The organism is Streptomyces sp. NPDC027672 (assembly GCF_055566335.1).
Map to the genome: position 1 here is coordinate 325,674 of NZ_JBVHSO010000004.1, position 26,122 is coordinate 351,795.

The window sequence follows — 26,122 nt, forward strand, 5'->3', positions numbered from 1 at the left end:
CCGGGGCCCGGGTCTCCTTCCCGGGTCCCGGCTCCGCCGCGTCAGCGGTCCGCGGCGGCGGGCGTGAGCGCCGCCGCCAGCTCCCGGACGGTGGCGTGCCGGTACAGCATCGGCACCGGGACCTCCCGGCCGAGGCGCCGGCCGAGCGCGTCGGCGATCTGGAGCAGCACGATGGAGTCGCCGCCCAGCGCGAACACCGAGTCGTCCCGGCCCACCCGTTCCTGCTTCAGGTGCTCGCCGAAGACCTCGGCGATCGTGGTCTCGGCCGGGCCGGCCGGCGGTGCGTAGCGGCTCGGCCGGCGCTCCTCGGCCCGCTCGGCCAGCAGCCGTACGACGTCGGGTTCCCCGGCCGGGGTGCGGGGCAGCCGCGGCACCACGACGAGCTGGGCGAGGGCGCCGTGCGCGGCGAGCGCGCCGGCCACCGCGCCGCGCACCGCGTCGCGGTCGGCGTCCTCCGCCACCACGAGGGCCACCACGACGCTGCCGCCGGCGAACTGGTCCGGGGCCAGCTCGGACGCGAGATGCGGGTTGCGCGGGTCGACGCCGAGCAGCAGGTACGGCCGGGGGTCCGCCAGCGCGCCGAGCAGCAGGCGCAGTCCCTCGGTGGGGTCCAGGGAGCGCAGCCCGCGCCGCTCGGCGGCGGCCACCAGCGGGCTGCCGTCGTTCATGCCGGTGCCCGACCACATGCTCCAGGCCAGGCAGCGCACGTACCGGCCCTCGGCACTCCAGCGGTGGCCGTAGGCGTCGAGCGCCGCGTTGGCCGCCGCGTAGGCGCCGTACGCGGCGCCGCCGAGGTGGCCGTTGACCGAGGAGAACAGCACCACGCCGGTCCGCGGGCGGGTGCGCAGGACGGTCTCCAGCGCCGCGCCGCCCGCGAGTTTGGCGTGCAGCATGTGCCGTAGCCACCCGGGGGTCTCCCGGCGCAGTTCGTGCGCGGTGAGGTCGGTCCACTGGGGTGCCGGGGAGGCGCCGGCGGCGTGCACCGCGAGGTCGAGCGGCGCGCCCCAGTCCCGCTCGGCCTCGGCGAGGGCGGCGGCGAGCGCGGCCGGGTCGGCGACGTCGGCGGCCCGGTAGCGCACGTCGCCGAGCGCGCGCAGGTCCGCGAGCACCCCGGTGTGCTCGGCGGAGAGTTTCTCCTCCGGGGTGCGGCCGGTGACGAGCAGCCGGGCGCCCAGCGCGGCGAGCAGGTACTCGGCGAGGACGGCGCCCAGCCCGCCGAGACCGCCGATCAGCAGGCAGGTGCCGCCGGGCGGCAGCGCGTCCGCCGGGACGGCGAGCCCGGCGTCCGTCTCCACCTGCCGCAGCCGTGGTGCGCGGGTCCCGCCCGGGCGGGCCGCGGCCAGGTCCTCCGGGTACGGGAGCAGGGCCAGCCGTGCCAGTTCGGCGGGCCCGGCGCCGGCCGGCGCGTCCACCAGCCGGACGGCGGCGCACAGGCCCTCGGCGGCGGCCGTGCGGACCAGTCCGGCGAGCGCGGCCCGGCCGGGTGCGACCGGGTCCGTCCCGTCGACGCCGAGCGCGCCCCGCGTCAGCACGGTGACGCCGGCGCCCGGCAGGGTGCGCGCCAGCGCCGACAGCGTGGCGAGCAGCCGGACGGCGGGCTCGTCGGCGGGCCCGTCGTGCTCCGGTCCGCTGTCCCAGGCGCAGACGACCAGGGGGTCCGGCCCGAGCGCGGGCGCGAGCCCTTCCAGGACCCGGACCAGGGCGCCCGGGTCGAACGGATCGGCGACGGCGTCCACCGACGGGGCGCCGGGCTCTCCGGACGGCCCCGGAACCGGTTCTACGACGGACTCCACGGCCGGTCCCGCAACGGCGCCCGCGTGCCCCGGCCCGGCGGCGGAATCCGTGGTGCGTCCTGGAAGGGCGCCGGCATCCCCCGGCCCGGCAGCGGACTCCGCGGCCGGCCTCGAAACCGGGTCCGCGGCGGACTCCACCGACCGGTCCGGTACGGCGCCGGTGTCCCGTGGCCCCGCAGGGGAAGCCGCGGGCAGTCCCGTGACGATCCGGAGGGACCTGCCGAGCCGGGCCGTGAGGGCGGCGGGCAGCGGGCTGTCCGGCGGGGCGAGCAGCAGCACCGGCCGGTCGGCGGGGACGGGCGCGGGGTCCGGGACCGGGAGCCACACCCGCTCCAGGACCGGGGCGCCGGCGGTGTCCGGTTCCCCGGCCCGGTCGTCGTAGCGGCGGTCGGCGAACCGGCCGGCCCGGTGCTCCTCCAGCAGCAGCCCGCGCTGCACCTTGCCGCTGGCGGTGCGCGGGAACTCCTCGGCGGTGAGCGGGATCACCGCCTCCGGGTTCAGCGCCAGCTCCCGGGCCAGCGCGCCGCGCACGGCGGCGACGGTGCCGTCCAGGTCGCCGGCGGCCTCGTCGTCGGGGACGAAGAAGACCACGATGGTGTCGGTGCCGCGCTCCTCGTCGCGGACCCCGCACACGGCGGCGCAGGCGGGCCGGACGCCGGGGGTCTGTTCGACGACGGCCTCGGCGTCGGCGACGGGGTAGTTCGCCCCGTTGACGATCACCATGTCCTTCTGCCGGCCGGTCAGCGTGAGCCGGCCGTCGCGCAGGAAGGCCAGGTCCCCGGTGTCGAACCAGCCGTCGCCGGTGAACGCGGCGGCGTTGGCCCCGGGGTTGCGGTGGTACTCCAGCAGCAGGGTGTCGCCGGTGACCTGGAGCCGGCCGATACGGCCCTCCGGCAGCACCTCGCCGTGCTCGTCGACGATCCGCAGGGTGACGCCGGCGACCGGCGGGCCGACCTCGGTGAGCAGCACGGCGCCGGGGGCGTCCGGGGGCAGCGTGGCGAGCGGGCCGTCCAGCGAGCGCGGGTCCAGCACGGCCGTGCCGACGGACGGGTCACGGGCGTCGAGGGCGGAGTAGGTCACCCCGGAGGACGTCTCGGACATGCCCCAGCAGGCGACCATCGCGGTGGGCGGCAGGCCGTGCGGGACCAGCAGGTCGAGGAAGCGCCGGGCGGTGCGGGCCACCACGGCCTCGCCGGCGTTGCACAGGTGCCGGGCGGCGCTCAGGTCCCAGCCGCCCGTCCGGATCGCCGTGGCCTCCTTGCAGACCAGCGCGTAGGCGAAGTTGGGCGCCCAGGTGTTGGTCACCCGGTACTCCGACAGCCAGTCCAGCAGGGCCAGCGGGCGCCGGACGAACGCCTCGGTGCGGGCGTTGACGTGCTCGCAGCGCAGGAAGACGTCCCGGACGTTGGACATCACGATGCCGCCCACGTGGTCCAGCGGCATGAAGTTGAGGGTCACCTCGTGCTCGGTGAAGCCGTTGGCGGCGGCCACCGCGTGGGTGCGCGCGGCGATCGACCGGTGGGCGTGGCGTACGCACTTGGGGGTGCCGGTGCTGCCCGAGGTGAGCAGGTGCACGGCCGGGTCGTCGGGGCCGGCGGGGTGGGGCGCGGCGGCCTCGGCGGCGGTGAGGGCGGCGAGCGAGGCGACCCGGGCCGGGGCGCCCGCGCTCCAGCGGGCGGTCAGCGCGGCGGTGGGCGCCCGCAGCGCCTCGTCGGTGAGGATCAGCGGGCGGTCGAGCAGGTCCCAGGCGGCCCGCAGCCGGCGGGTGCCCGCGTTGTCGGTGGTGTGGTCGAGGACCGGGCCCACCGGGGTGGGGACCATGCCGCCGAGGACGCAGGCCCAGAAGCCGGTCAGGAAGGTCCGGCTGTCGGCGCACTGGAGCAGCACCGGGTCACCGGGCCCCAGTCCGGCGGCGCGCAGCCCGGTCAGGGCGCGGCGGGCCTCGTCCAGCAGTTGCGGGTAGGTCTGCCGGTCGGTGCCGCCGTCGGGCAGCAGATAGGTGGTGCCGCGTCCGGGGGCGAGGTCCGCGGCGCGCAGCAGGGCCTCGGTGAGGGTGCGGGGGGCGTCCGGCGGGACGGCGGCCGGGGGGCCCGCGCTGACGGCGGGCCGGTCGCCCGGGACCGGGGTGCCGGCGGGCGGCGCGGTGCGCGGTCCGGCCGCCGGGGCGGTCGGGGCGGTGCGGACCCGCCGGTCGAAGACGACGGCGGCCTCCCGTACGCCCGGCACGGCCTCGGCCAGCCGGCTCAGTACGCCGGGGTCGTCGGCGCCGGTTCGGGCGGCGCCGGTGTGGTGCGCCATGGTCTCCCCCTCAGCGGGTGTCACTGGCCAGCAGGGCGCGGGCGAGGACACGGGCGGTCCGTTCGGTGGGCTGGTTGACGAAGTAGTGGCCGCCGTCCACCTCGTGGTGGGTGTGCCCGGCGGTGGTGTGCTCGGCCCAGGAGCCGAGCGCGGCGGCCGGGACCGTGGTGTCCTCGGTGCCGCGCACGGTGGTGACCGGGACGGGCAGCGGCGGGCGGGGCTCGTACCGGTAGGTCTCCCAGAGGGTGAAGTCGGAGCGGATCAGCGGCAGGAGCATGTCGAGCAGGGCCGGGTTGCGGCGCACCGCCGGGGGCAGCCCGCCGCGCCGTTCGACCTCCGCCGCGAGGTCCGCGTCGGGCAGGGCGTGCAGCGGGCGGGCGGGCGGCGGCAGGTGCGGGGCGGGCTGGGCGGCGGCCAGCAGCCGGCGCGGCCACAGCCGGTGCCGTTCGCCCAGTTCGCGGGCGACCTCCCAGCCGAGCAGGGCGCCGGCGCAGTGGCCGTAGAAGGCGAAGTCGCCGGTGCAGAAGGGGCGCAGCGCGACGGCGCAGGCCCGCACGAGGGCCCGCAGCCGGGTCGGCGGGTCCTCCCGGGAGCGGTCCTCCCGGCCGGGGAGCTGGACGACGATCATCTCGATGGCGGGCGGCAGCAGTGCGGGCCAGGTGCGGAAGGCGGAGGCGCCGGCCCCGGCGTGCGGCAGGCAGATCAGCCGCAGCGCGGGGGCGGGCCGGGCGGCCCGCCGGATCCAGGGGGACTCGGCGGTGAACACGGCGTCGGTCATCAGGCGTCCCCGGGGCGCTCGTCCGCGAGGGCCGCGATCTCGTCGTCGCCGAGTCCTTCGACGAGTTCGAGGGCGGCGGCCAGCCGGTCGCGGCGCTGGTCCCGGCGGGCCAGTGCCTCGTCGACGATCCGGGCGAGACCCTCGACGGTGGGGGCGGCGAAGAACTCGGCGATGGAGACGTCGACGCCGAACACCGCCTTGACGCGGGGGGCGATCCGGATGGCCTGGAGGCTGGTGCCGCCGAGCGCGAAGAAGTTGACGTGGCGGCCGATCCGGGTGCCCAGCAGGGGGCCGAAGACCTCGGTGGCGACGGTGCGTTCGGTGGGGGTGCCGTCGTCCATGCCGGTGTCGTCGGGGCCGTCCGGCCGGGCGAACTCGACGGCGGGCAGGGCGCGCCGGTCGACCTTGCCGCTCGCGGTGAGCGGGATCTCCGGGACCGGCACGAACACGCTGGGCACCATGGTCGGCGGCAGCAGCCGGCCGAGGGCGGAGCGCAGTCCGTCCGGCTCCGGCCCGCCGTCCTCCTGCGCCACCACGTAGGCGACGAGCAGGGTGCCGCGGTGCGGGTCCGCCGCCACGTCGGCGACCGCCTGGGCGACGCCCGGCAGGGAGCGCAGGGCGGCCTCGACCTCGCCGAGTTCGACGCGTACGCCGCGGACCTTCACCTGCCGGTCGGCCCGGCCGTGGAAGACCAGGTCCCCGTCGTCGTTCCAGCCGGCGAGGTCGCCGCTGAGGTACATGCGCGAGCCGGGGGGCCCGTACGGGTCGGGGCGGAAGCGGTCGGCCGTCAGGTCGGGGCGGCCCAGGTAGCCGCGGGCCACGCCGAGCCCGGCGACGGCCAGTTCGCCGACCGCTCCGGGCGGGAGCAGGCCGAGGCCGCCGTCGACGACGTAGGCGCGGTGGTTGGTCATCGCCCGGCCCATCGGCGGGGAGGCGGACCAGTGCCCGGCGCAGTCCTTGGCCACCACGGTGACGGTCGTCTCGGTGGGGCCGTAGCCGTTGGTGAACCGGCGGCCGCGGGCCCAGCGGGTGGTGAGTTCCCCGGAGAACGCCTCGCCGCCGGCGAAGGCCACGCGCAGCGCCGGGTAGCGGTCGGGGTCGAGCAGTTCCATGATCGCCGGCGGGAGGTCGGTCACGGTGATCCGCTCGTCGGCGAGGATCGCGTCGAGCGCGTCCAGGGAGGAGCGTTCCTCCTCGTCGACGACGTGCAGCCGGGCCCCGGTCAGCAGCGCGCCGAAGATCTCGAAGACGGACACGTCGAAGCCGAGCGAGGCGAAGTGCAGGACCCGGTCGGACGGGTCCAGGCCGAACATCTCCTGGACGTTGCGCACGAACCCGGTGGCGTTGCGGTGCTCGACCAGGACGCCCTTGGGGCGGCCGGTGGAGCCGGAGGTGTAGATGACGTACGCCAGCGACTGCGGGAAGACCACCGCGTCGGGCGGGGAGTCCGGGTACGCCGGGTACTCGTCCGCCTCGCCGGTGACCGTGACCAGCCCGGCCGGGCCGCCCTCCGCCGCCTCGGCGGCCTCCGGTGAGACGAGGACGTGCCGGGCGCCGCAGTCCTCGACGATGGTGCGGACCCGGTCGGCGGGCTGGCCGAGGTCGACGGGGACGTAGGCGGCGCCGGCCTTCAGCACGGCGAGGATGGCGGTGACGGCGACCGGGCCGCGGCGCACCAGCACCGGCACCCGGTCCCCCGGCGCCACGCCCGCCGCGATCAGGTGCCGTGCCAGCCGGTTGGCGCGGGACTCCAGTGCGCCGTAGGTGAGGTGGCCGCCGCGGCCGGCCAGCGCGACGCGTTCGGGGTGGGCCCGGGCGACGTCCTCGAAGACCCGGTGCAGCACCTCGGGCGGGCGGCTGCCGACGGGCGCGTTCCACCGGGTCAGGATGGCGGTGCGCTCCTGCGCCGCGGTGATCTCCAGGGCGTGCAGCGGGGTCGCGGGCTCGGCGCAGCCCTGGGCGAGCAGCAGCAGGAAACGTCCGGCCAGCCGGCGCGCGGTGGACGCGCGGTACAGCGCGGTCGCGTAGCGGACCCGGACCGCCGGCTCCGGACCGTCCAACGACGTCACTTCCAGCGCGAGTTCGAAGCTGCCCGCGCCGGTGTCGACGCGTTCGGCGCGGATCGCGAGCCCGTCGGCGACGGCGCTGTGCACGGGCTCGGCCCAGGCGTCGAAGCCGAGCTGGACCAGCGGCAGCCGGGAGGGGTCGGGTTCCAGGCCGAGACCGTCCAGGATGGCGCGGAAGGGGGTGGCGCCGTGCCGCAGGGCCTGAGCGCGCCGCTCCCGCACCCGCCGTACGACCTCGGCGAACGCGGGATCGCCGGCCACCTCCACTCGCAGGGGCAGCAGGTTGCCGCAGTCCCCGACCAGCCGGGCGGAGGGGAACGGTCCGAGCACGCGGTGCGGTATGCCGATGGTGAGGTCGGTGCCCGGCACATGCCGGGACACGAGCGCGAAGAAGGCGCCGAGAAAGACGTCCTCCACTTCGTTCCCGGATTTCTCGGCGAAATCACGCACGCGCTTCAGGAGTTCATCCGGAATGCGGGATTCGACGGTATCCGCGGTGAGGTCGAGAACCCGTTGCCGAGGGTGGTCGGCGGGAATCTCGGTGTTCTCCCAGGCGGCCAGGGCGCGCTGCCAGAATTCCGTTCCGGCGCGCGCCTCGGGGCCTTCGGCCCAGTTCCGCTGCCAGGCGGCGTACTCGCCGAAGGGGTGGGCCTCGGCGGGGAATTCGGGATTCCGCTCGGCAAGCCGGGCCGGATAGGCCACGACGAGGTCCGCCACCAGTACGCCGACGGAGCGCGGATCGAGGATCAGATGGTGGGAGACGAGCAGCAGGACGTGCTCGGCGGCCGACAGCCGCAGCAGCCGCAGCCGCAGCGGCGGGGCCGCGTCGATGTCGAACCCGTCCGCCAGTTCGGCCGTCACGATCTCCCGGGCCCTGGCCGCCGCATCCTGCGGGGCACAGGGTTCGGGCTCCAGCCGGACCGCCCGCGCGGCCTGCACCACCTGCGCACCGGTGCCGTGTTCCCGGGGGAAGACCGTGCGCAGGGCGGGGTGCCGGGCGGTCAGGTCGTCCAGCGCGGCCCGCAGCGCGGGCAGGTCGAGCGGGCCGCTCAGCCGCAGCGCGAAGCCGAGTCCGTAGGCGGTGCTGCTGGGCGACACCTTGTCGAACAGCCAGAGCTGCTCCTGCCGGAAGGTGAGCGGCGCGGTGCGCACCCCCGGTTCCGCTCCGTCCAGCCGGGCCAGCAATTCGGCCCGGCGCTCCGCGGAAAGGCCGCGCAGTCTTCGGAGCAACTCGCCTTGTCCAGCCAATTCATCCCCCACTTCACCAGGCGCACAGCCGGCGCCACAGCAAAAACGGCACAAGGACTACGTCGGATACACCGCGAGAAAAAGCTCGGCCGGCGAACTCGGCCGACACATCGCCGACGCTCCGGATCCCCCCGGCGCTCACCCGTCGACGGGCCGATGCGGCACTATTCAAGGACGGACAACGTGTGCCACAGTAGTGCGGCCATCGAGTCTCGACAAGGACGCGTTCATGGATTTGAGCGTCACCCGGAGAACCCTCGACTTCAGACAAGAGCTGCGCGCTCTGCTCGCCTCTCCCGACACCCGGACCCTGCTGGCGGAGGTCCGGGCGCGCGCCGACGGAATGGACGGCGACGTCCGGCCCCTGTACCGGCATCTGGGCCGCGCGGGCGTCCTGGCCCCGTCCTGGCCGCCCGAGTACGGCGGGCGCGGCGGGGACTTCACCGAGACGGTCGTCCTGCTGGAGGAACTCGTCGCGCACGGCGTGCCGCAGAGCCTGTACTACATCTCCGTGCAGATCGTCGGCTCGCTGATCCTCCAGGCGGGGACGCCCGGGCAGCGCGCGGCTCTGCTGCCGCGGCTCGCCGCCGGGGACCTGTCCGTCTGCATCCTGTTCACCGAGCCGGAGCACGGCTCGGACCTCGCCGGCATCACCACGCGGGGCCGGCCGCTGCCGGACGGCGGCTGGGCCGTCACGGGCCGCAAGACCTACAACCTGAAGACCGCGTACGCCGATCTCGCGCTGTGCGCGGTGCGCACCGCCCCGGAGCGGAGCCGGTACGAGGGCATCTCCCTCTTCCTGGTCCCGCTGGACGCGCCGGGGGTGCGCGTGCGGCCCCTGCCCAGCCTGGCCGACGAGCAGTTCCACGACGTCCGGCTGGACGAGGCGCGGGTGGCGGCGGACGCGGTGCTCGGCGCCCCGGGCGACGGCTGGTCCCTGATCACCCGGATGTTCGCGGCCGAGCGCAGCGGCCTGGACTACTACGCGCGGGCCCGGCACTGGCTCGGCCTGACCGCCGGCCGGCTGCCGTCCCCACCCGCACCGGACGCCCGAATGCCGGCCGCACTCGCACCGGACGCCCAGCAGCCGGCCGGTCCCGCACCGGACGCCCGGCTGCCGACCGCACCCGCACCGGGCGCCCACCTGCCGGACGCACCCGTACCGGACGCCGACGCCTGGGCCGGACTCGCCCGCCACCAGGCGCGGCTGGCCGCCACCCGGCTGCTGACCTGCCGGGCACTGCAACAGCTCCAGGAGGACCGGCCGGACATCGCCACGGCCTCCCTGTCCAAGTGGCACGCGAGCGAGACCGCGCAGGCCGTGTCCTGGTGGTCGCTGGAGGTGCTGGGCCTGTCCGCCGTCCGCCCGGACGGCGCCGACGCGCCGGACCGGGTGCTGGAGGCGGCCCTGCGGGAGGCGCCCGGCATGACCGTCTCGGGCGGCGCGTCCGAGGTGCTGCTCGACATCGTCACCGGCGCACGGCTGCTCGACGACGTGGGAACGGGAGGCTGACCGGTGGATCTGACCCTGGACCCGGTGCAGATACGGCTCGCGGAGGCGGTACGGGCCGCGCTCAGCCGCACCGGCGAGACCCACGCCGAGCTGGCCGCGATCGGGGTGCCCGAACTCGGCCTGCCCGACCGTCTCGGCGGCTACGGCCTGGGGCTGGGCGCCGAGGTGATGGTCGATCTGGAGCTGGGCCGCCAGTTGTGCCCGCTGCCCGCCCGGCGCGAGACGCGCCTCGCGCTCGACCTGCTGCCGGCGGACCGCACCGCCGCCGCGCTCGCCGCCCGGTGCGCCAAGGGCGAGACCCAGCTCGTCACCGTCGGCGTGCACGGCCCGCCCACCGTGCGGCTGGACGAGCGGGGCCGGCTGTTCGGGGACAGCGGGCCGCTGCCCGTCGAGGAGGCCGCGCTCGCGGTGGTCCGGGCGACCGGCCCGGACGGGTCGGCCCGGTGGTGCACGGCCGTGCCCACGGGGCCGGGCGTGGAGCCGGTGGACCATCCGCTGCTCGGGCTGCCCGGCCGGCTGCTGCGCTTCACCGGCGCTCCCGCCGAGCCGCTCGCCGTGGACGGCACGGTGCCGCACCCGGCGCTGGCCGCGGCCCGGGTGCGCCAGGCCGCGGTGCTGACCGGGATCGCCGAGGCCGCGCTCGCGGCGGCGCGCACGCACGTCAACACGAGGCGCCAGTTCGGCACCCCGCTGGTGGAGCGCCAGTCGGTGGCGCACCGGCTGGCCCGGCTGACCGGGGAGGGTGACGGCTGGCACCTGCTCGTGCACGAGGCCGCATGGCGGCACGACCGGGGCGAGGACTGCCGGGCCGTCGCCGCCCAGGCGCTCGCCGCCGCCGCCGAACACGCCCTCGCCTGCGCCCGGCTGGCCGTCCAACTGCACGGGGTGCGGGGCATGCTGGCCCATTCGACGGCCGCCACCGCCTACCGGCACGCCTCCGTGGAGGCGGTCCGGCTGGGCACGCCCCGCCTGCTGTGGCAGGAGGCGGGCGCGCATCTGGCGGCCGGGGACCGCGCGGCCCCCGGCCTCGGCGAGTGACCACCGGGGCGGCGCGCGCCGGGTCCGGCGGGACGGCGGGCGCGACCGCCGCCGGGACCGGCCGCGCGGGCGCCGCCGGCGGGCCGGCCGGTTCAGCCGCCGGTCAGGTCCGTCCGCAGCCGCTCCAGCAGCGCGTCCGGGGCGCTCAGGAAGGTGTAGTGGGTGCCGGGCAGCACCACCGTGGAGGTGTCCGCCCACCGCTCCCAGCCGCCCATCAGCCCGTACGGCACCTCCGTGTCCTGGTCCCAGCCGATCACGGTGAGCGGGCAGGAGGCGCCGGCCGTCACCGGGCGGTGGTACTTCCGGTTGGCCTCCAGGTCGGCGCGCATCACCTCCAGGAAGAGGTCGAGCATGTCGGGCGGCGGGTCCGCGGAGCCGAGCGCCGCGAACAGTCCGCGCAGCTCGCCCCGCAGCCCCTCCTCGGACAGGCCGAGGAACCGGCCGTACGGCCCGTCCTGCGGGGCCACCTGGGAGGAGACGAAACACCGCTCGGGCGGGCGCAGTCCCGCCTCCTGGACGCGCAGCACGGTCTCGAAGGCCGGCAGGGCCCCGCCGCAGTGGCCGAACACCGCGTACGGCCGGTCCAGATAGGCGGCGATGCCGTTCACCACGTCGTCCGCGAGCTGCTCGTAGGTGCCGTAGTGCGGCTCGCGCATCCGGTTCTCCCGGCCGGGGAGCTGCAGCGGCAGCACCTCCACCGGGCCGGTCCACTGCGGCCAGCCGGCGTACATGGAGGCGCCGCAGCCGGAGTACGGGAAGCACAGCAGCCGGAACTCGGCGTCGGGCGAGGGACTGCGCAGGAACCACCGGGGAATCGCCATCACGCCCACCACCGTTCGGCCGGAAGTCACAGGGAGCTGGAACGCCGCCGATCGTAACGAGCGGCTTTTGTTCTGTCATCAGCTCAACCAGCCTCATTTCTCACGTAACTGACGGTATGTCAGTGATTCGCGGAACACCAGGGGGTCCCATGCAGGAGGCGGGCTACAGCATTCCGCTGGCGCCGATCCAGGAGCACTTCGTGAGCGCCGGCGCCGGCGGCACCGCCCAGGGCGAGTGCGTCGCCGTCCGTCTGGCGGGCGCGCTGGACGTGGCGGACCTGCGGCGGGCCGCCCTCGCGCTGCTGCGCCGCCACGAGATCCTGCGCGCGCGCACCGTCACGGCGGCGGACGGCACGACCACGCTGTGGGTGTCCCCCGCACCCGAGGACCCGCCGCTGGAGGTGCTGGACCTGTCCGGCCGGCCCGCCGCCGGGCGCGAGGACGCGCTGACCGCGGCCCTGGCCGCGTTCGCGGCCCGGGAGATGGATCCGGTCGCCGGTTCGCTGTTCCGGCTGCTGCTCGTCCGCCTCGGCGCCGGGGCACAGGTCCTCGCCCTCGCCGTGCACCACCTCGTCGCCGACGCCACCGCCGTACGGATCATGTGGGACGAGCTGAGCCGGGACTGCGCGGCCGGCCCGGGCACACCGGCCGTACCGGATCCGGACCTCCAGTACGGCGACTACGCGGCCTGGGAGCGGGAGCACCTGCTGCCCGCCGCCGAGCGGACCGACGGCCCCTACTGGCGCTCCGCGCTGGACGGCGCGCCCGCCGCCCTGGACCTGCGGACCGACCGGCCCCGCCCCCGGGTGAAGGGCACGGCCGGCCGGCGCACCCGCTTCCGGTTCGCGCCGGAACTGGCCCCCGCCCTGCACGCCTACGCGGCCGGACGGCGCACCACGGTCTACTCGGTCGCGCTGGCCGCCTTCGCCGCCCTGATCACCCGCTCCACCGGCGCCGAGGACCTGGTGCTGGGCGTGCTCGCCGCGAACCGGACCTCCGCGCAGACCGCCGGTCTGGTGGGCCAGTTCGCCAACACCCTCCCCTTGCGCCTGGACGTGTCCGGCGATCCGACGCTGGACCGCCTGACCGAGCGCTGCGCCCGCGCGGTGGCCGGCGCGGTGGAACACGGCCGGCTGCCCTTCGGCCGCATCCTCGACCTGGCCCGCCCCGCGCGCGACCCCGGCCGGACCCCGCTGATCCAGCATCTGTTCATCCCGCTCGTGGACGCGGTCGGCACCGGCGAGTTCGCGGGGCTCGCGGCGGTGCCGGTCGAGGTGGAGCGGACCCGGGGCCGGTTCGACACCATCGTGGAGCTGGAGGCGACCGAGGAGACGTGCGGGCTGTGGGTGGAGTACGACACCGCCCTGTACACCGAGGCCGGCGTCGCCGCCCTGGCCGCCGACTACGAACGGCTGCTCGCCGACTGGCTGGCGGACCCCGGCCGGCCCGCCTCACGGCCGGCGCTGACCTCCCCGCCGCCGGGCGAGGCCCCGGCCGCCGACCTCGCCGGCCTGCTCGGGCTGGGTCCCGCCGACACCGTGCTCGCCGGCCCCGCTTTCGCCGAGGCCGGGGCGCTGACGGCGGCGGTCCGGCGGGCGGGGGCCGCGGCCGGCGCGCCCGGCGCCCGGGCCGCCGTCGCGGCCGTGCACATCGGCCCCGCCGGCCGGCCGGAGACCTTGCCCGAGGCCGGGACCGTGCTGGTCGACGGCCCGCTGGACCCGGGCGACGTCTCCCGGCTGCGGTCGGCCGGCGCCACGCGCGTCCTGCGCCTCGTCCGCCCGGCGGGCTGCTCCGCCCTGCTCGCCGTCGACCTGACCGGCCCGTCCGGCACCTTCCCGGCCGTACGGCCCGTCGGCGGCACCCCGCTCCCGCCGCCGGCCCCGCTGGCCGCCTGCGCCCCCGCGCCCCTCGTGCTCGACGTCGACGGCCGGACGGAGCCGACCGGGCTGACCGTGCGGCGCGGTCCGGCGGGCGAACTGTGGCTCCTCGACCCGCCGGAGCGGGCCGGCGCCCCCGGCGGCCCGGCCCCGGACGGCCACCCGGCGCAGGTGCTGGTCCCGGTCGTCGCCGAGCTGTGGGCGGAGACGCTGGGCCTGCCCAAGGTCGGCCCGGACGACGACTTCTTCGCCCTCGGCGGCCAGTCGATGCTCGCCGCCCGGCTGGCCGCGAACCTCCGGGAAAGCCTGGGCGTCGAGATCGGTCTGCGGGTGCTGTTCGAGAACTCCACGCCCGCGCTGCTGGCCGAGGAGCTGCACCACCGCGAGCCGCGGCTCGCGGACATGCTGCGGCTGCTCGGCGAACAGGACCCGGCCGCCGGTCCCGACGGCGCGCGCGACGCTGCCGCGCGGCCCCGCGCCGACGTCGAGCGGACCGTCCCGCTGCTGGCCGCCCAGCGCCAGCTATGGCTGGCGGAACAGCTCGACCCGGGCCGGCTGACCCACACCATCCCGCTGCTGCTGCGCATCGACGGGCCGCTGGACGCCGCCGCGCTGTGCGCCGCCGTCGGGGACGTGGTGGCCCGCCAGGACGGGCTGCGCGGGGTGTTCACCGAGGCCGACGGCGAGCCCGTGCAGCGCATCCTGCCGTTCCGGGGAGCGGAGGTCACGGTCACCGACCTGTCGGCGCTGCCCGCCGAGGAGCGCGCGGCGCGCAACCGGGCCCTGGAGGAGGAGACCGCGTACGGCGGCTTCGACCTGTCCACGGGTCCCCTGCTGCGCTCGCGGCTGGTCCGGCTCGACGAGCGGCGGCACGTGCTGCACCTGCTCTTCCACCACCTGGTCACCGACGAGGTGTCGATGACGGTGTTCATGCGCGAGCTGTCCGTCCACTACCGGCGGCGCACCGGCCAGGACACCGCAGGCCTGCCGGAACTCGAGCTGGACTTCGCGGAACTCGCCGCCTCGGAGCGGGAGATGCTGGCCGGCCCGGAGGGCGACCGGCTGCGCCGGTACTGGCAGGGCGCGCTGGCCGGGGCGCCGGCGCTGGAGCTGCCGACCGATCATCCGCGGCCACAACGGCCCTCGCACACCGGTGAGTTCCTCGCCCACCCGGCGCCCCGCGCGCTCGCCGACGCGGTGCTCGCGCTGGCCGCCGAGCGGCGCACCACCCCGTACGCGGTCTTCCTCACGGCCGTCGTGGCCCTGCTGCACCACCTCGGCGACGGCCCGGGGGACCTGGTGGTCGGCGTGCCGACCGAGAACCGGGGCCGGCGGGGCGCGGAACACCTGATGGGCTGCTTCCTCAACGTGGTCCCGGTCCGCGCGGACTGCTCCGGAGACCCCCGCTTCACCGAGCTGCTGGAGCGGGTCGGGGCAAGCCTGCTGCGGGCCTACGACCACCAGCGGCTGCCGTTCCCGGAGATCCTGGAGGCGGCCGGCGCCGAGCGCCCCGCCGACCGGCACCCGCTCTACCAGGTGACCTGCGAACTCCAGCTGGACGGCTGGATGCCGGTGGACCTGCCCGGCTGCCGCGTGGACTACGAGCTGCTCTCGCACGGCACCGCCCGCTACGACCTCTCCTTCCACGGCCTCGTCCGCGCGGACGGGTTCCAGGTGATGCTGGAGCTGGACACGGGCCTGTGGAAGCCCGAGACCGGCCGTCGCCACCTGCGCCGCCTGACCGCACTGCTGACCGCGGCCACCGCCGACCCGACCCTCCGGCTGTCCGCGCTGGCAGGCCGCCCGGCGCCCTCGGCGTAACGGCCGGACACGGAGGAACCGGCGGACGGACGCGTGGCGTCCGCCCGCCGGTTCCTCCGGCCGTCAGCGGGGGCCGGCCGTCGGTTCCCGTTCGGCCAGCAGCCGCAGGCCGCGCCGGTCCAGCTTTCCGCTGGGCAGTTGCGGCAGCGCGTCGACCGTGTGGAACACCTCGGGCACCAGATGCCCGGGCAGCCTCCCGCGCAGCTCCGCGCGGACCTCGTCCGCGTCGAACCCGGGCCGGGGCACGACGAAGGCCACCAGGACCCGGTCGATGCCCTCGTCCCCGGCGACGGTGGCCCCGCACGCGGCGACCTCGGGATGGTCGCTGACCGCCGCCTCCACCTCGGCCAGCTCCACCCGGAAACCGCGGATCTTGACCTGGTCGTCGGCCCGCCCGAGGAAGTCCAGCGAGCCGTCGGGCCGCAGCCGCGCGAGGTCGCCGGTGCGGTACACGCGCCCGCCGTCGCCGTCCGGGGAGGGCAGGAAGCGCTCGGCGGTCAGGCCGGGCCGGCGCCAGTAGCCGTAGGAGACCTGGTCGCCCGCGACGTACAGTTCGCCGATCTCGCCGACCGCGGCCGGGCGGCCCTCCTCGTCCAGGACATGCACCCGGTTGCCCGGGATCGGCTTGCCGATCGGGGGCAGGGACAGCCAGCGCCCGGGGTCGGCCTCCAGCGGATGGCAGGTGACCGCGTGGGTCTCGACCGGGCCGTAGTGGTTGCTGATCCGGCACTCCGGCAGCCGGCGCAGCAGCTCCCGCAGGGCCCGCGTGCACTGGAGCTGTTCGCCGCCGGGGATGATCTCGCGCAGCGCCGACCGCTCGACGGGCACGTCGTCGGCGACCATCACCAGCGCCTGGAGTCCGACGTAGGGCAGGAAGATGCGTTCCACCCCGGTTTCGATCATCAGTTCCCAGGTGCGGACCGGGTTGCGGCGGGTGTCCTCGTCGACGCAGACCAGCGTGCCCCCGGTGGCGAGCGTGGAGAAGATCTCCTGGAGGGCCACGTCGAAGGAGATCGCGCCGTACTGCAGGGTCCGCGACCCCGGTCCGACCCCGGAGGCGCCGGCCTGCCAGCGGACCAGGTTGGCCAGTCCGGCGTGGGGCATGAGCACGGCCTTGGGGCCTCCGGTGGAGCCGGAGGTGTAGAGCAGGTAGCAGCCGTCCCCGGGGTGCGGCTCGGGCAGTTCCGCGTCGGCGGGCACCTCTTCGCCGGCCAGCGCGTCGGCGAGGACGACCGACTCCCGGCCCTCGCCGGCGAACGGCCCGACGGTGTGCTCGTGCCCGACGACGATCCGGGCGCCGCTGTCCTGGAGCATCATCATCAGCCGGGCCCGGGGATAGGTGACGTCCAGCGGGAGCACCGTGGCGCCGGACCGCAGGACACCGACCAGCCCGACCAGGAGCCCGGCGCTGCGGTCGGCGGCCAGGGCGACGACGTCGCCGTTGCGCACGCCGCGGGCCCGCAGCCGCCGGGCGACCCGGCCCGCCTGCCGCCACAGCGTCGCGTGGTCGAGGCTCCGGTCCCCGTCCACGACCGCCGGGACCCGGCCGTGCGCGGCGGCCGCCTCGCCCAGTGCGCCGACCACCGTCGCCGCGTCGGTCCGTCGGGTCATCGCCGCTCACCCCTTACGGCCGTGGCGTCGGCGAGGAGGGACTCGACCCGGGCGGCCACCGCCGCGAGACCGGGGTTGCGCATGAGGGAGTAGTGGTCGCCGGCGACCCGGTCGACGGTCAGCCCCGGGGCGAACTCCGTCCAGGTGTCCACCCGTTCGGGAGAGCGCTCGGCCTTGATCAGGTGCACCGGGCCGGGCAGCGGCCCCGGCGGCCGGTAGGCGGCCAGGTTGAGGATGTGCGAGCGGTACACCGCGTACTGCCGTGACATCTCCTCCAGGTCCAGGACCTCGGGGGCGTCCGCGCCGAGCCGTTCCAGCAGGTCCGCGAAGACCCGCCGGGGCGTCAGCCGGTCGGGGGCCGACACCGGCAGGTCCAGGTCGAAGTCGGCGCGCACGCCCTCCAGATAGCCTTCCAGGATGCGGGTCTCGGCCCGGGGGTCGTTGACGTCTCCTTCGAACAGGAAGGAGTCGAGCATGATCAGGGGCGGCACGGGCCGGCCGCGCTCGGCGAGGAGCCGGGCCATCTCGAACGCCACGACCCCGCCGAAGGACCAGCCGAGCAGCGCGAACGGGCTCCGCTCGGGCAGTTCGGCCGCAAGCCGCTCCAGATAGCGTTCGGCGAGGGCGGTCAGCGACTCGCCGGGATGCCGGCCCTCGAACGCGTACACCGTGCGGTGGGTCAGCGCGGTGGCGAGCGGCCCGTAGCAGAACACCCCGCCGCCGGCCGGGTGGACGGCGACCACCGGAAGCGGCGCCGGCCCTGACTGCATCCGCACCAGGCTGCCCTCCGCCCCGGCGCCGCCCGCGACGCTGTTCACCCGGGCCGCCAGGTCGGCGACGGTCCGGTAGCGGAACAGCACGCTCACCGGCAGGTCGACCCGGGTGGCCCGGCGCAGCCGGGTCATCAGCTGGATGGCGAGCAGCGAGTGACCGCCGAGCAGGAAGAAGTTGTCGTGGACGCCGACGCGTCCGGTGCCGAGCACGGAGCGCCAGATGTCGGCCAGCAGGCGTTCGGTGGCGTCGCGCGGTGCCACGTACGGGGGCCGGTTCTCCTCCGCCGGGGCGGTCGCGCCGAGCGCCTCCCGGTCCGCGGTGCCCGTCGCGGTGAGGGGCAGCGCCGCGTGGAAGACGTAGGCGTGCGGCACGAGCACGCCGGGCAGCACCCGCTGGGCGTGGGCGCGCACGGAGTCGCGCAGGGTGGCGAGGTCGGCCCATTCGCCGGTGCCGGTCCCGGCCTCGCCGGCGGCGGGCGTGAGGTGGGCCGTCAGCCGGGGGGAGCCGTCGGGCGCGGTGCCGGTGACCACCCGGGCGTCGCCGATCGCCCGGTGCGCGGTCAGCGTCTCCTCGATCTCGCCGCGCGGGACGCGGACCTGGCGGACGTGGATCTGCCGGTCCTCGGGGCCGAGCACTTCCAGCAGGCCGTCCTCGCGGAACCGGCCGAGGCTGCCGCTGGGCGTCTCGTCGCCGAGGTCGGCGCGGCGGGAGACACAGACGCGGCCGGGCGCGCCGACCGGGACGAGCCGTCCGGCCGCGTCCCTGATCCGCACCGCGAGTGCCGGGTCGACGGTGCCGGCCAGGTCGTGTCCGGCGGGCGCGTCGCCGGCGCAGCGCCGGGCGGCGATGTCACCGATGCCCTCGGCGCGGTGGACGGTCCACAGTTCGGTGCCGGGCAGCAGGCGCAGGCAGCGGCGTTCGAGCGCGAGGGCGAGCGGTTCGTCGGCGACCACGATCCGGCGCGGCTTCAGCGCGAGGCCGCCGTGCTCGACGGCGTGCAGCACCTCGGTGAGCAGGGCGGGGGCCAGCCGCAGGGTGTCGACGTCCTCGGTGGCGAGGGCGTGCAGCACCGCCTCGCGCAGCGGGCGTCCCGGTTCGGGGACGAGTAGTTCACCGCCCGCCTCCAGGACCCACAGGGCCTCGTCCGGAGCGATCTCGCCGGGGGCCGCGGCGATGAGCACCGGTGCTCCGGGAGGCAGGTCGAAGGCGCGCCGGCGGCGGTCCACCGCGTGCCGCAGGGCGGGGTCCGCGGCCGGGTCGGGCAGCGGCGGCAGCGATCCGGTGCGGTCGCCGCCGCCTATCCGTACGGCGGTGGCGGCCGGGCGGCGCGGGGCGGGTACGCCGGTGAGCGGCTCGGCGGCGCCGCCGACGCGCCGGAGTTCCGCGAGGTCCTCGGGGCGGAACAGGTCGAGCGCGGTGAGCGGGGTGTCGGGGGCGGCGACGGCGGCGGTGAGCAGCCGCTCCAGCAGGGCCGCGAGCCGGTCGACGGCCGCGGCCGGGAACAGGTCGCGGTTGTACAGCCAGGTGCCGCCCATCTCGCGCTCGCCGACGAAGACGTTGAACTCCAGGTCGAAGCGGACGATCCCGGTGTCGAAGGGCACCAGGTCGGCGTCGAGTCCGGGCAGCCGTACCCGCTCGTCGGAGGCGGTCTGGAAGTTGAACAGCACCTGGAAGACGGGGGTGACCGTGGGATTGCGGTCGGGCTGGAGTTCGACCACGAGTTTCTCGAACGGCATGTCCTGGTGGGCGACCGCGCCGACGGCGGTCTCCCGCGCCCGGGCGGCCGCCTCGCGCAGGCCCGGCTCCCCGGTCAGGTCGAGCCGCATGACGAGGGTGTTGACGAAGAAGCCGACCATGTCCTGGAGGCCGCCGTGCGTCTGCCCGGCGGCGGGGACGCCCACGACGATGTCGTCCTGGCCGGTGAAGCGTTGCAGCAGCGCGGCGAACGCGGCCAGCACCACGACGAACGGGGTGGTCTTCTCCCGGGCGGCGAACTCCAGGACCCGTTCGCGCAGTCCGGGCGCGAACCGGAACTCCCGTACACCGCCGTTGGCCCGGTGGTGCACCGGGCGGGCAGCGTCCAGCGGCAGTTGCAGCAGACCGGGCGCGCCGTCCAGCCGCTCGCGCCAGTAGCCGTTCAGCTCCTGGAGCCGTTCGCCGGAGAGCCGGGCCCGCTGCCACCGGGCGAAGTCCAGGTACTGCCGTTCCACCGGTGCCAGGCCGGCCGGTTCGCCGGTGCGTTCCTGCCGGTAGAGGGCGTCCAGCTCGCGGAAGAGGGTGACGATCGACCAGCCGTCGCAGACGATGTGGTGCACGGTCAGCGCGATCAGGTGGTCCTGGTCGCCGGCCCGGACCAGCAGCACCCGCAGCAGCGGTCCGGCGGCCAGGTCGAAGGGCTGCCGTACGAAGTCGCGGACGAGGGCGTCGGCGCGGGCGGCCGGGTCCGGCCCGGCGGCGACGTCGCGCACCTCGATCCGCGGCCGGTACGGCGGACGGACCCGCTGCACGGGGACGCCGTCGGTGCCGGCGAAGACGGTCCGCAGCACCTCGTGGCGCCGGATCACCTCCGCCAGCGCCCGGCCGAACGCCTCCGGGTCGGGTGCCGTACGGCTGCGCAGCACGATCGGGACGTTGTAGGCGCTGCTGCCGGGCACCAGGCGGTCGAGGATCCACAGCCGGCGCTGTGCGAAGGAGACCGGGCCGGTGCGGTTGCCCTCCGTCCCCGCGGAGGCGGCGAGCAGCGCGGCGAGCCGTCCGCGCTTGTCCTCGATGTCGTCGTGGGTCTGTGGGTCCCGCATGGCAGCCGTTCCTTCCGAGAGGTCGTCGGGGTGGTGCCTCAGACAGCGACGCGAAGCTCCTCGGGCACGTCGTCGGCGAGCCGGTGCACCGAGCCGAGCACGATCCACACGGTGGCGGCCCACGCCAGCACGGTGGCCACGAGGAAGGTGGCGGGGGTGCCCGCCGCCGCGGAGATCGCGCTGCCGAGGAGCGGTCCGAGCGCGTTGGCGCCCCAGACGAACGGCAGCGCGACCCCGCCGACCCGGCCCATCGCCTGCGGCGGGGTCGACTTCTGGATCAGGGTCATGATGCCGACGTTGGCGATCGGCACCGTGAAGGAGGAGACGCACTGGGAGGCGATCAGCACCACGATGGCGAAGGTCTTGCCGCCCTGGCCGGCGACCGGGAGCAGGGCGAAGGCGAGGCCCAGCACGAGGTGGGTGAAGATCAGCGAACGGCCCAGGCCGAGCGCGGCGGTGATCCGCCGGGACAGGACGGCACCGGCCACCACGGCGACGCCGCCCGCGCCGAGCGCGAGGCCGACCTGGCCGGCGCTGAACCCGAGGTCGTCGTAGGCGAAGACGATCACCATGGCGAGGACCATGGACACGGCGGTGTTGCCGAAGGCGGCCATCAGGGTGAGGTTGCGCAGCAGCCGGTTGTCGAAGGTGAGCCGGACCCCGCCGCGCAGGTCCTCCAGGGTGGCGGCGAGGCCGCGCCGGGCGGGCGCGGGGGCGGGTTCCGGGGAGCGGATCGACAGCAGGGCGAGGCTGGAGAGCAGATAGGACAGGGCGTCCGCCGTCACGGCCTTGGCCGCGCCGATCCCGGCGACCAGCGCGCCGCCCGCGGAACGCCCGAAGACGATCGACAGCGACCGGCTGAGCTGGGTCTTGGCGTTGGCGTCCGCCAGGTCCTGGCGCTCCAGGAGCTGCGGCAGGTACGCCTGGTAGGCGAGCTGGTAGACGACGTCGAAGACGCCCTTGACCACGGCCACCACATAGAGGTGGGTCAGGGTCAGGTGGTCCAGGGCGGCCAGCAGCGGCAGCGAGCCGAGGGTGACGAACCGCCCGATGTTGGCCAGGTGCATCAGGGGCCGGCGGCGCAGCCGGTCGGTGTACACGCCCATCAGCGGAGCGAGGAGGACGAAGGGTATCCACTGGAGCGCGACCAGCAGGCCGACGCCCAGCGCCCCTTCGCCGAACACGAGAACCGCCAGCGACGGGAGGGCGATGATGCTGATCTCGCTGCCCAGCAGGCTCACCGTCTCGCCGGACCACAGCAGGGCGAAGTCCCGGTTGCGGAACAGCACCGATCTGGTCTTGCCAACCATGGGGTCTACCCAACCTCTCTAGAGCTGTCGGACGCGGTGCGGGGATGCGCGGGGTCCGGCCGCGGTGCCGGTACGCCGGCCGGACCGGCCGCCCGCGGCACCGCTACGCCGGTAGCACCGGCCGCGTACCGGCCGGCCCAGTGTCGGACGGCCGGGTGCCGGACGGTCGGCCGGCGCGGTGCCGCGCCTAGGACACCCGTACCGTCAGGGAGCCGAGACCGGCGGCCCGGGCGACCCGGTCCGCCGCGGCGTCGAGGTCCTCGCGGGCCGGGGCGGAGGCGCCGGGGAACAGGGTCACGGCGAGCTGCCGGTCCGTGACCTCCCAGACGCCGGTGACGCGCCCGCCCACGACCACCAGGGGGGAGATCCAGCCGGCGGTCTTGCTGACCTTGGCCCGGTGCGCGGCGGGCAGGATCTCCTCGGCCTTGGTGCCGGGCCCGAGGATGTACTGGTCGAACCCGCCGAGGAGGTGCACCGAGCGGGCCGGCTCGGTGCCGGCCAGCTCCTCGGCGTGCTCGGTGAGCACGTACGCGGGCCGGCCCTCCACCTCCACCTCGGTGAGCCGGTCGCCGAGTCCGTCCACGAAGGCGCGCAGCACGGTCTTGCGCAGGCTGCCCCGGGAGAGCCAGGCGTCGAACGTCTCCGGCCGGGCGGGTCCGTAGGCGCCGAGGTAGGCGGCCAGCGCCCGGGGGCCGGCCTCGGCCGGGTCGGGCAGCCCCTTCCAGCCGGCCACGCGGGTACGGGGGCTGGTGAAGGTGATCCGCCCGCCCTGGCCGGAGCCATAGCAGAGCGCGCCCTGCCAGGCCAGCGGCTTCAGCAGGGCCCCCCAGCCGGACTTGAGCTGCTTCTCCATCCCGGCGAACCGCTTGTCCCGGATCAGCTCGGCGGCCAGGTCCTCCCGGGACAGCTCGGTCCCGTCGAGGATCTCGGGGACCTTCTCCGCCAGCGCGGCGACCTGCTCCGGTGTCGCGCCGAACTCCCGGGTCCAGGCCGGTTTCTCCCAGGTCCGCGCGGAGGCGAGCAGCGAGAGGAAGTCGGCGCCCTGGGCCGGGGTGACCCAGTGCAGGGTGCCGCGCATCACCCAGGTCTTCATCAGGGCGCCCTCGCGCAGCGCCGCCGCCAGCGGGCCGGTGTCCGCGCTCGCGCGGCGCAGGGCGATCGCCAGCTCGGCGGAGGAGGTCACCTGGGCCTGCACCCCGCACAGCCGGCCGACCACCTCGGCCGGGCCGGGATCGGCGAGCGGTTCCAGGAACTGCCGCCGCAGCCGCCACGCCAGCACCTGATCCCAGCTGACCTTCATGACGTACTCCTCGCTGACTTTCGGAAGGCGACTGTCCCGGCGGGCCGTCCCCGGGCGCCGGACGCGGGGCCGCGCGGGCGGGCCGCCCGGGGCCCCGTGCCCGCTCGCCGGACCGGCCGCCACGCGGGACGTGATAATCCAATGCCCTTGCCACGCACGGCAGTTGGCGCAAAGGGATGCGCGACAGCCTAGCTGACGAGGACCGCTTTCAGGACGGAACCACGCGCGACCGCGTCCAGCGCCGCATCGTGTTCGGCGAGCGCGAAGGTGGTGACCAGGCCGGCCAGGTCGAACCGCCGGACCAGCGCGGGCAGCAGCCGTACGTACTCCACCAGGTGCGCCCCGCTGAAGGCCCAGGAGCCGACCACGTCGAGCTGCCGGTGCACGATCTGGTGCGGGTTGACGAGGGTGTCCCCGCTGTCCGTGTACTGGCCGACCACCAGGTACGACCCGCCGCGCCGGCACAGCCGCAGGCCCTGGTCGACCGCCGCCGGCACCCCGGTGCACTCCACCACCAGGTCGGCGCCCCGGCCGCCGGTCAGTTCCCGCACCCGGGCCAGGGCGGCGGCGGGGTCGGCGGCGCCGGCCACGTCGACGTGGTGATCGGCGATGCGGGACGCGGCCGCGACCGCGAGCCGCCGCTCGGGACCGCCGGCCAGGATCACCCGTCCGGCGCCGGCAAGCTGGGCCAGCGCGGCGGCGGCCAGGCCGACCGGCCCGCTGCCCTGGACCACGACGGTCTCGCCCAGCCGCACCGGCCTGCGCTCGTACAGCGCGTGCACCATGGTCGGTCCGGCGCAGGCGAAGGACATCGCGGCGAGCGGGTCGACCCCGGCGGGCAGCCGGACCACGGTGGTGCGCGGCTGGAGCACGATCCGCTCGGCCCAGGACCCGGCCAGCGCGGGATCGTCCGTGACCGGCCGGTTGACGCCGTAGGTCCGCCGGTTCTCGCACAGGGTCGGTTCGCGGTGGGTACGGCACGGGACGCACTCCCCGCAGGCGATGGAGGACGCCCACATCACCAGGTCCCCGACCGAGAGCGGGTCGCCGTTCGCGTCGCGCTCCGTTCCCGGGCCGAGTTCCGTCACGGTGCCCAGGCCCTCGTGGCCGAGGACCAGCGGGGTGGGGATGGGCAGGTGCCCCTGGCGGAGGTGGAGATCGGTGCCGCAGATCCCGGCCCAGCGGCTCGCCACCACCAGCCCGCCGGGCGGCGCGGGCGGCACCTCGAACCGTCTGAGCGCCAGCGGTTCGCCGAAGCGCTCCAGGACCACCGCGCGGGCCGTGGTCCCGCCGTCCGTCCGCACCGCCGTCATCCGTCGCCTCCTCGGCCTGCGCCCACCAGGGGTTCGTCGCTGACCCGCAGCGGCCGGTTGTCGCGGCAGATCAGGTAGTCGGGCCGGGGTTCGCCCACCGGCCGGGGTTCGTTGCCGACCGCGTTGTAGGTCGCGATCAGCAGCTTGCGCGGGAAGGGTGACATGTTCGGCGCGGAGCCGTGCACGATCTCGGGGTCGAAGAAGACCACCGACCCGGCCGGGCCCTTGGGGCTCTCCATGCCGCCCCCGCGCACCAGGCCGGCGAGCTGCGCGGGCGTGAGGCTGATGTCGTCGGGGTCGAGATGCTGCGCGGACTTCGTGGCGCGCCGTTGGCCGTCGCCCACCAGCCCGGCCCGGTGCGAGCCGGGCACGAAGATGACGGGGCCGTTGAACTCGGTGACGTCGTCCAGGAACACGCCGACGTTGACCAGCCGCGGCTCGGGCAGGTTGTCCGCGAGCCGCCAGGCCAGGAAGTCCTGGTGCCAGGCCCACTGTTCGCCGGTGAACGGCGGCTTGGCGTTCACCTTGAACTGGAAGAGGTACACGTCCCGTCCCAGCAGCCGGCGCACCGGTGCGAGCAGCCGGCCGGTGCGGACCAGGGCGGCGAACTCGGGCTGGCGCAGGTGCGAGCTGTAGACCGCGCGCACGGTGTCGCCGCGCTCCTCCAGGATGCGCTGGTCCCCCGGGATCCGGCTGTCGCGGTCGAACGCCGCCCGCAGCGCGTCGAGTTCCGCCGCCTGGAACACCGACTCGACGAGCAGAAAGCCTCTCTCCCGGTACCGGCGGACCTGTTCGTCGTTCAGTTGCATGCGTCCCCCCTGGACGTGGTGGTGGTCCCGCGAGGCACCGCCCCACCGGACAGAGAAGTCGGACGCCGCGCCAGGCGGCGGTTCAGGACCAGATCGCGAGCGGGCCGCGGCCCGTGACGCCCAGGAAGAAGGAGAGGCTGACCCTCCGGCCCGCGCCGGCGACCGGGCGCACCGAGTGGAAGTTGCGGGAGTCGAACAGGACCGCGTCCCCGGTCTCGGGGGCGACGACGGCCGCGGGCAGGTGCGCCACCGACGCCTCCGCGTAGCCGTACCCGTCGCGGTGGCGCTCGTCGGCCGGGTCCCAGCGGTGGCGGTGGACGACCGTCTCGCCGCCGGCGTCCGGCATGGACAGGTACCAGTTGAAGGTCAGGAAGCTGGCGGGCGGTTCGTCCAGGGCGCCGGGGAACTCCCGGAGCACCTCGTCGAAGTGGATCTTGGCGCCGTGGGTGATCTCCCGGATCATCCCGGCGAACATCGGGCGTCCGCCGGAGGTGGCGGGGACCAGGTCGTCGCCCCAGGCCGCCCGCAGCCGGCCGGCCGCCAGGTCCATCGGGTCGCCGCCGCGCAGCAGCGCCGACCGGGTCCGCACGGACTCCTCGGCGTGCTTCCAGTAGTGCTCGTCCAGACCGTGCGCGCTGTAGAAGTCGTAGGCGGCCGGACCCAGCTTGGCGATCCGGGGGTGAATCAAGGCCTCGTCGTACGCTCCGAGCGGGCAGGTCTCCAGCGCGGACATGACGTCCCGGCAGTCCTGGAGCGAGGAGAAGCCCCGGACGCGGACCGCGCCGACCACACCCGCGGCGAGACGCAGAATATGGTCCCTGGTGAGGGTGTCGGTCGTCTCCACATCGAACAACGTGTAAATAGGCGAGCCGTTCGTGCTGACGTCTTCGAGCGCGGAATCCGTCACTGTCCCGTCCATCATCGCACCCTCCCCGAAGCGAATGACTCTTATTC

At 75.8% G+C, this 26,122-nt stretch carries 14 protein-coding genes; 3 read left to right on the plus strand and 11 right to left on the minus strand.

Translation table 11 applies throughout. The features are described 5' to 3' along the window. Nucleotides 1–41: 41 nt before the first annotated feature. Genes ACZ4SV_RS12615 through ACZ4SV_RS12625 form a run of 3 tightly spaced genes read right to left on the minus strand, consistent with a single transcriptional unit; the run spans nt 42 to nt 8,165 of the window. Nucleotides 42–4,091, minus strand: a complete 4,050-nt coding sequence (locus ACZ4SV_RS12615; protein ID WP_468003793.1) for an SDR family NAD(P)-dependent oxidoreductase — start codon at nt 4,089–4,091, stop codon at nt 42–44. A gap of 10 nt (nt 4,092–4,101) precedes the next feature. Continuing rightward, on the minus strand, nt 4,102–4,869 hold the full coding sequence (locus tag ACZ4SV_RS12620; protein ID WP_397939141.1) for a thioesterase II family protein: 768 nt from the start codon (nt 4,867–4,869) through the stop codon (nt 4,102–4,104). After that, on the minus strand, nt 4,869–8,165 hold the full coding sequence (locus tag ACZ4SV_RS12625; RefSeq protein ID WP_468003796.1) for a non-ribosomal peptide synthetase: 3,297 nt from the start codon (nt 8,163–8,165) through the stop codon (nt 4,869–4,871). The genes ACZ4SV_RS12620 and ACZ4SV_RS12625 overlap by 1 nt, the downstream gene beginning before the upstream one ends. A 247-nt stretch (nt 8,166–8,412) precedes the next feature. Between ACZ4SV_RS12625 and ACZ4SV_RS12630 the strand changes: the two genes are divergently transcribed. Both ACZ4SV_RS12630 and ACZ4SV_RS12635 read left to right on the plus strand, forming a co-directional pair. Beyond that, nucleotides 8,413–9,696 carry an acyl-CoA dehydrogenase family protein gene (locus ACZ4SV_RS12630; protein WP_468003798.1) on the plus strand — a complete coding sequence of 428 codons (1,284 nt, stop codon included), beginning with the start codon at nt 8,413–8,415 and terminating at the stop codon, nt 9,694–9,696. Nucleotides 9,697–9,699: 3 nt separating this feature from the next. Beyond that, nucleotides 9,700–10,734, plus strand: a complete 1,035-nt coding sequence (locus ACZ4SV_RS12635) for an acyl-CoA dehydrogenase family protein (RefSeq protein ID WP_468003800.1) — start codon at nt 9,700–9,702, stop codon at nt 10,732–10,734. A gap of 92 nt (nt 10,735–10,826) precedes the next feature. On the opposite strand, the gene ACZ4SV_RS12640 is transcribed toward ACZ4SV_RS12635, so the two are convergent. Beyond that, nucleotides 10,827–11,555, minus strand: coding sequence for a thioesterase II family protein (locus ACZ4SV_RS12640; protein WP_468003802.1), 729 nt, complete (start codon nt 11,553–11,555; stop codon nt 10,827–10,829). A 149-nt stretch (nt 11,556–11,704) separates the two neighbouring features. On the opposite strand from ACZ4SV_RS12640, the gene ACZ4SV_RS12645 reads away from it, so the two are divergent. Next, a complete protein-coding gene (locus ACZ4SV_RS12645) occupies nt 11,705–15,253 on the plus strand; it encodes a condensation domain-containing protein (RefSeq protein WP_468003804.1) in 3,549 nt (1,182 codons plus the stop codon). Nucleotides 15,254–15,316: 63 nt separating this feature from the next. Here ACZ4SV_RS12645 and ACZ4SV_RS12650 read toward each other — a convergent pair whose 3' ends face one another. The 7 genes from ACZ4SV_RS12650 to ACZ4SV_RS12680 form a co-directional block, all read right to left on the minus strand. Further along, nucleotides 15,317–16,864: an amino acid adenylation domain-containing protein gene (locus ACZ4SV_RS12650; protein ID WP_468003806.1), complete on the minus strand. Its 1,548-nt coding sequence runs from the start codon at nt 16,862–16,864 to the stop codon at nt 15,317–15,319. Further along, entirely contained in the window at nt 16,861–20,436 is a 3,576-nt protein-coding gene (locus tag ACZ4SV_RS12655) for a condensation domain-containing protein (protein WP_468003808.1), read from the minus strand. Before ACZ4SV_RS12655 ends, ACZ4SV_RS12650 begins: the two co-directional genes overlap by 4 nt. A gap of 38 nt (nt 20,437–20,474) precedes the next feature. Continuing rightward, nucleotides 20,475–21,746, minus strand: a complete 1,272-nt coding sequence (locus ACZ4SV_RS12660) for an MFS transporter (RefSeq protein ID WP_468003810.1) — start codon at nt 21,744–21,746, stop codon at nt 20,475–20,477. Between the two features lie 187 nt (nt 21,747–21,933). Continuing rightward, a complete protein-coding gene (locus tag ACZ4SV_RS12665; protein WP_468003812.1) occupies nt 21,934–23,046 on the minus strand; it encodes a DNA glycosylase AlkZ-like family protein in 1,113 nt (370 codons plus the stop codon). Nucleotides 23,047–23,234: 188 nt separating this feature from the next. Continuing rightward, nucleotides 23,235–24,359 (minus strand): zinc-binding dehydrogenase, encoded by a 1,125-nt coding sequence (locus ACZ4SV_RS12670; RefSeq protein ID WP_468003814.1) that lies wholly within the window; start codon nt 24,357–24,359, stop codon nt 23,235–23,237. Beyond that, nucleotides 24,356–25,168 carry a phytanoyl-CoA dioxygenase family protein gene (locus ACZ4SV_RS12675; protein ID WP_397969669.1) on the minus strand — a complete coding sequence of 271 codons (813 nt, stop codon included), beginning with the start codon at nt 25,166–25,168 and terminating at the stop codon, nt 24,356–24,358. The genes ACZ4SV_RS12670 and ACZ4SV_RS12675 overlap by 4 nt, the downstream gene beginning before the upstream one ends. Nucleotides 25,169–25,250: 82 nt before the next feature. Then, on the minus strand, nt 25,251–26,090 hold the full coding sequence (locus ACZ4SV_RS12680) for a 2OG-Fe(II)-dependent halogenase WelO5 family protein (protein WP_468003817.1): 840 nt from the start codon (nt 26,088–26,090) through the stop codon (nt 25,251–25,253). Nucleotides 26,091–26,122 lie beyond the last annotated feature (32 nt).

Excerpts from the sequence above, each read along its gene's own strand:
- ACZ4SV_RS12615 (WP_468003793.1), bottom strand. The coding sequence starts at position 4,091 with ATGGCGCACCACACCGGCGCCGCCCGAACCGGCGCCGACGACCCCGGC.
- ACZ4SV_RS12620 (WP_397939141.1), bottom strand. The coding sequence starts at position 4,869 with ATGACCGACGCCGTGTTCACCGCCGAGTCCCCCTGGATCCGGCGGGCC.
- ACZ4SV_RS12630 (WP_468003798.1), top strand. The coding sequence starts at position 8,413 with ATGGATTTGAGCGTCACCCGGAGAACCCTCGACTTCAGACAAGAGCTG.
- ACZ4SV_RS12640 (WP_468003802.1), bottom strand. The coding sequence starts at position 11,555 with ATGGCGATTCCCCGGTGGTTCCTGCGCAGTCCCTCGCCCGACGCCGAG.
- ACZ4SV_RS12645 (WP_468003804.1), top strand. The coding sequence starts at position 11,705 with ATGCAGGAGGCGGGCTACAGCATTCCGCTGGCGCCGATCCAGGAGCAC.
- ACZ4SV_RS12650 (WP_468003806.1), bottom strand. The coding sequence starts at position 16,864 with ATGACCCGACGGACCGACGCGGCGACGGTGGTCGGCGCACTGGGCGAG.
- ACZ4SV_RS12655 (WP_468003808.1), bottom strand. The coding sequence starts at position 20,436 with ATGCGGGACCCACAGACCCACGACGACATCGAGGACAAGCGCGGACGG.
- ACZ4SV_RS12660 (WP_468003810.1), bottom strand. The coding sequence starts at position 21,746 with ATGGTTGGCAAGACCAGATCGGTGCTGTTCCGCAACCGGGACTTCGCC.
- ACZ4SV_RS12665 (WP_468003812.1), bottom strand. The coding sequence starts at position 23,046 with ATGAAGGTCAGCTGGGATCAGGTGCTGGCGTGGCGGCTGCGGCGGCAG.
- ACZ4SV_RS12670 (WP_468003814.1), bottom strand. The coding sequence starts at position 24,359 with ATGACGGCGGTGCGGACGGACGGCGGGACCACGGCCCGCGCGGTGGTC.
- ACZ4SV_RS12675 (WP_397969669.1), bottom strand. The coding sequence starts at position 25,168 with ATGCAACTGAACGACGAACAGGTCCGCCGGTACCGGGAGAGAGGCTTT.
- ACZ4SV_RS12680 (WP_468003817.1), bottom strand. The coding sequence starts at position 26,090 with ATGATGGACGGGACAGTGACGGATTCCGCGCTCGAAGACGTCAGCACG.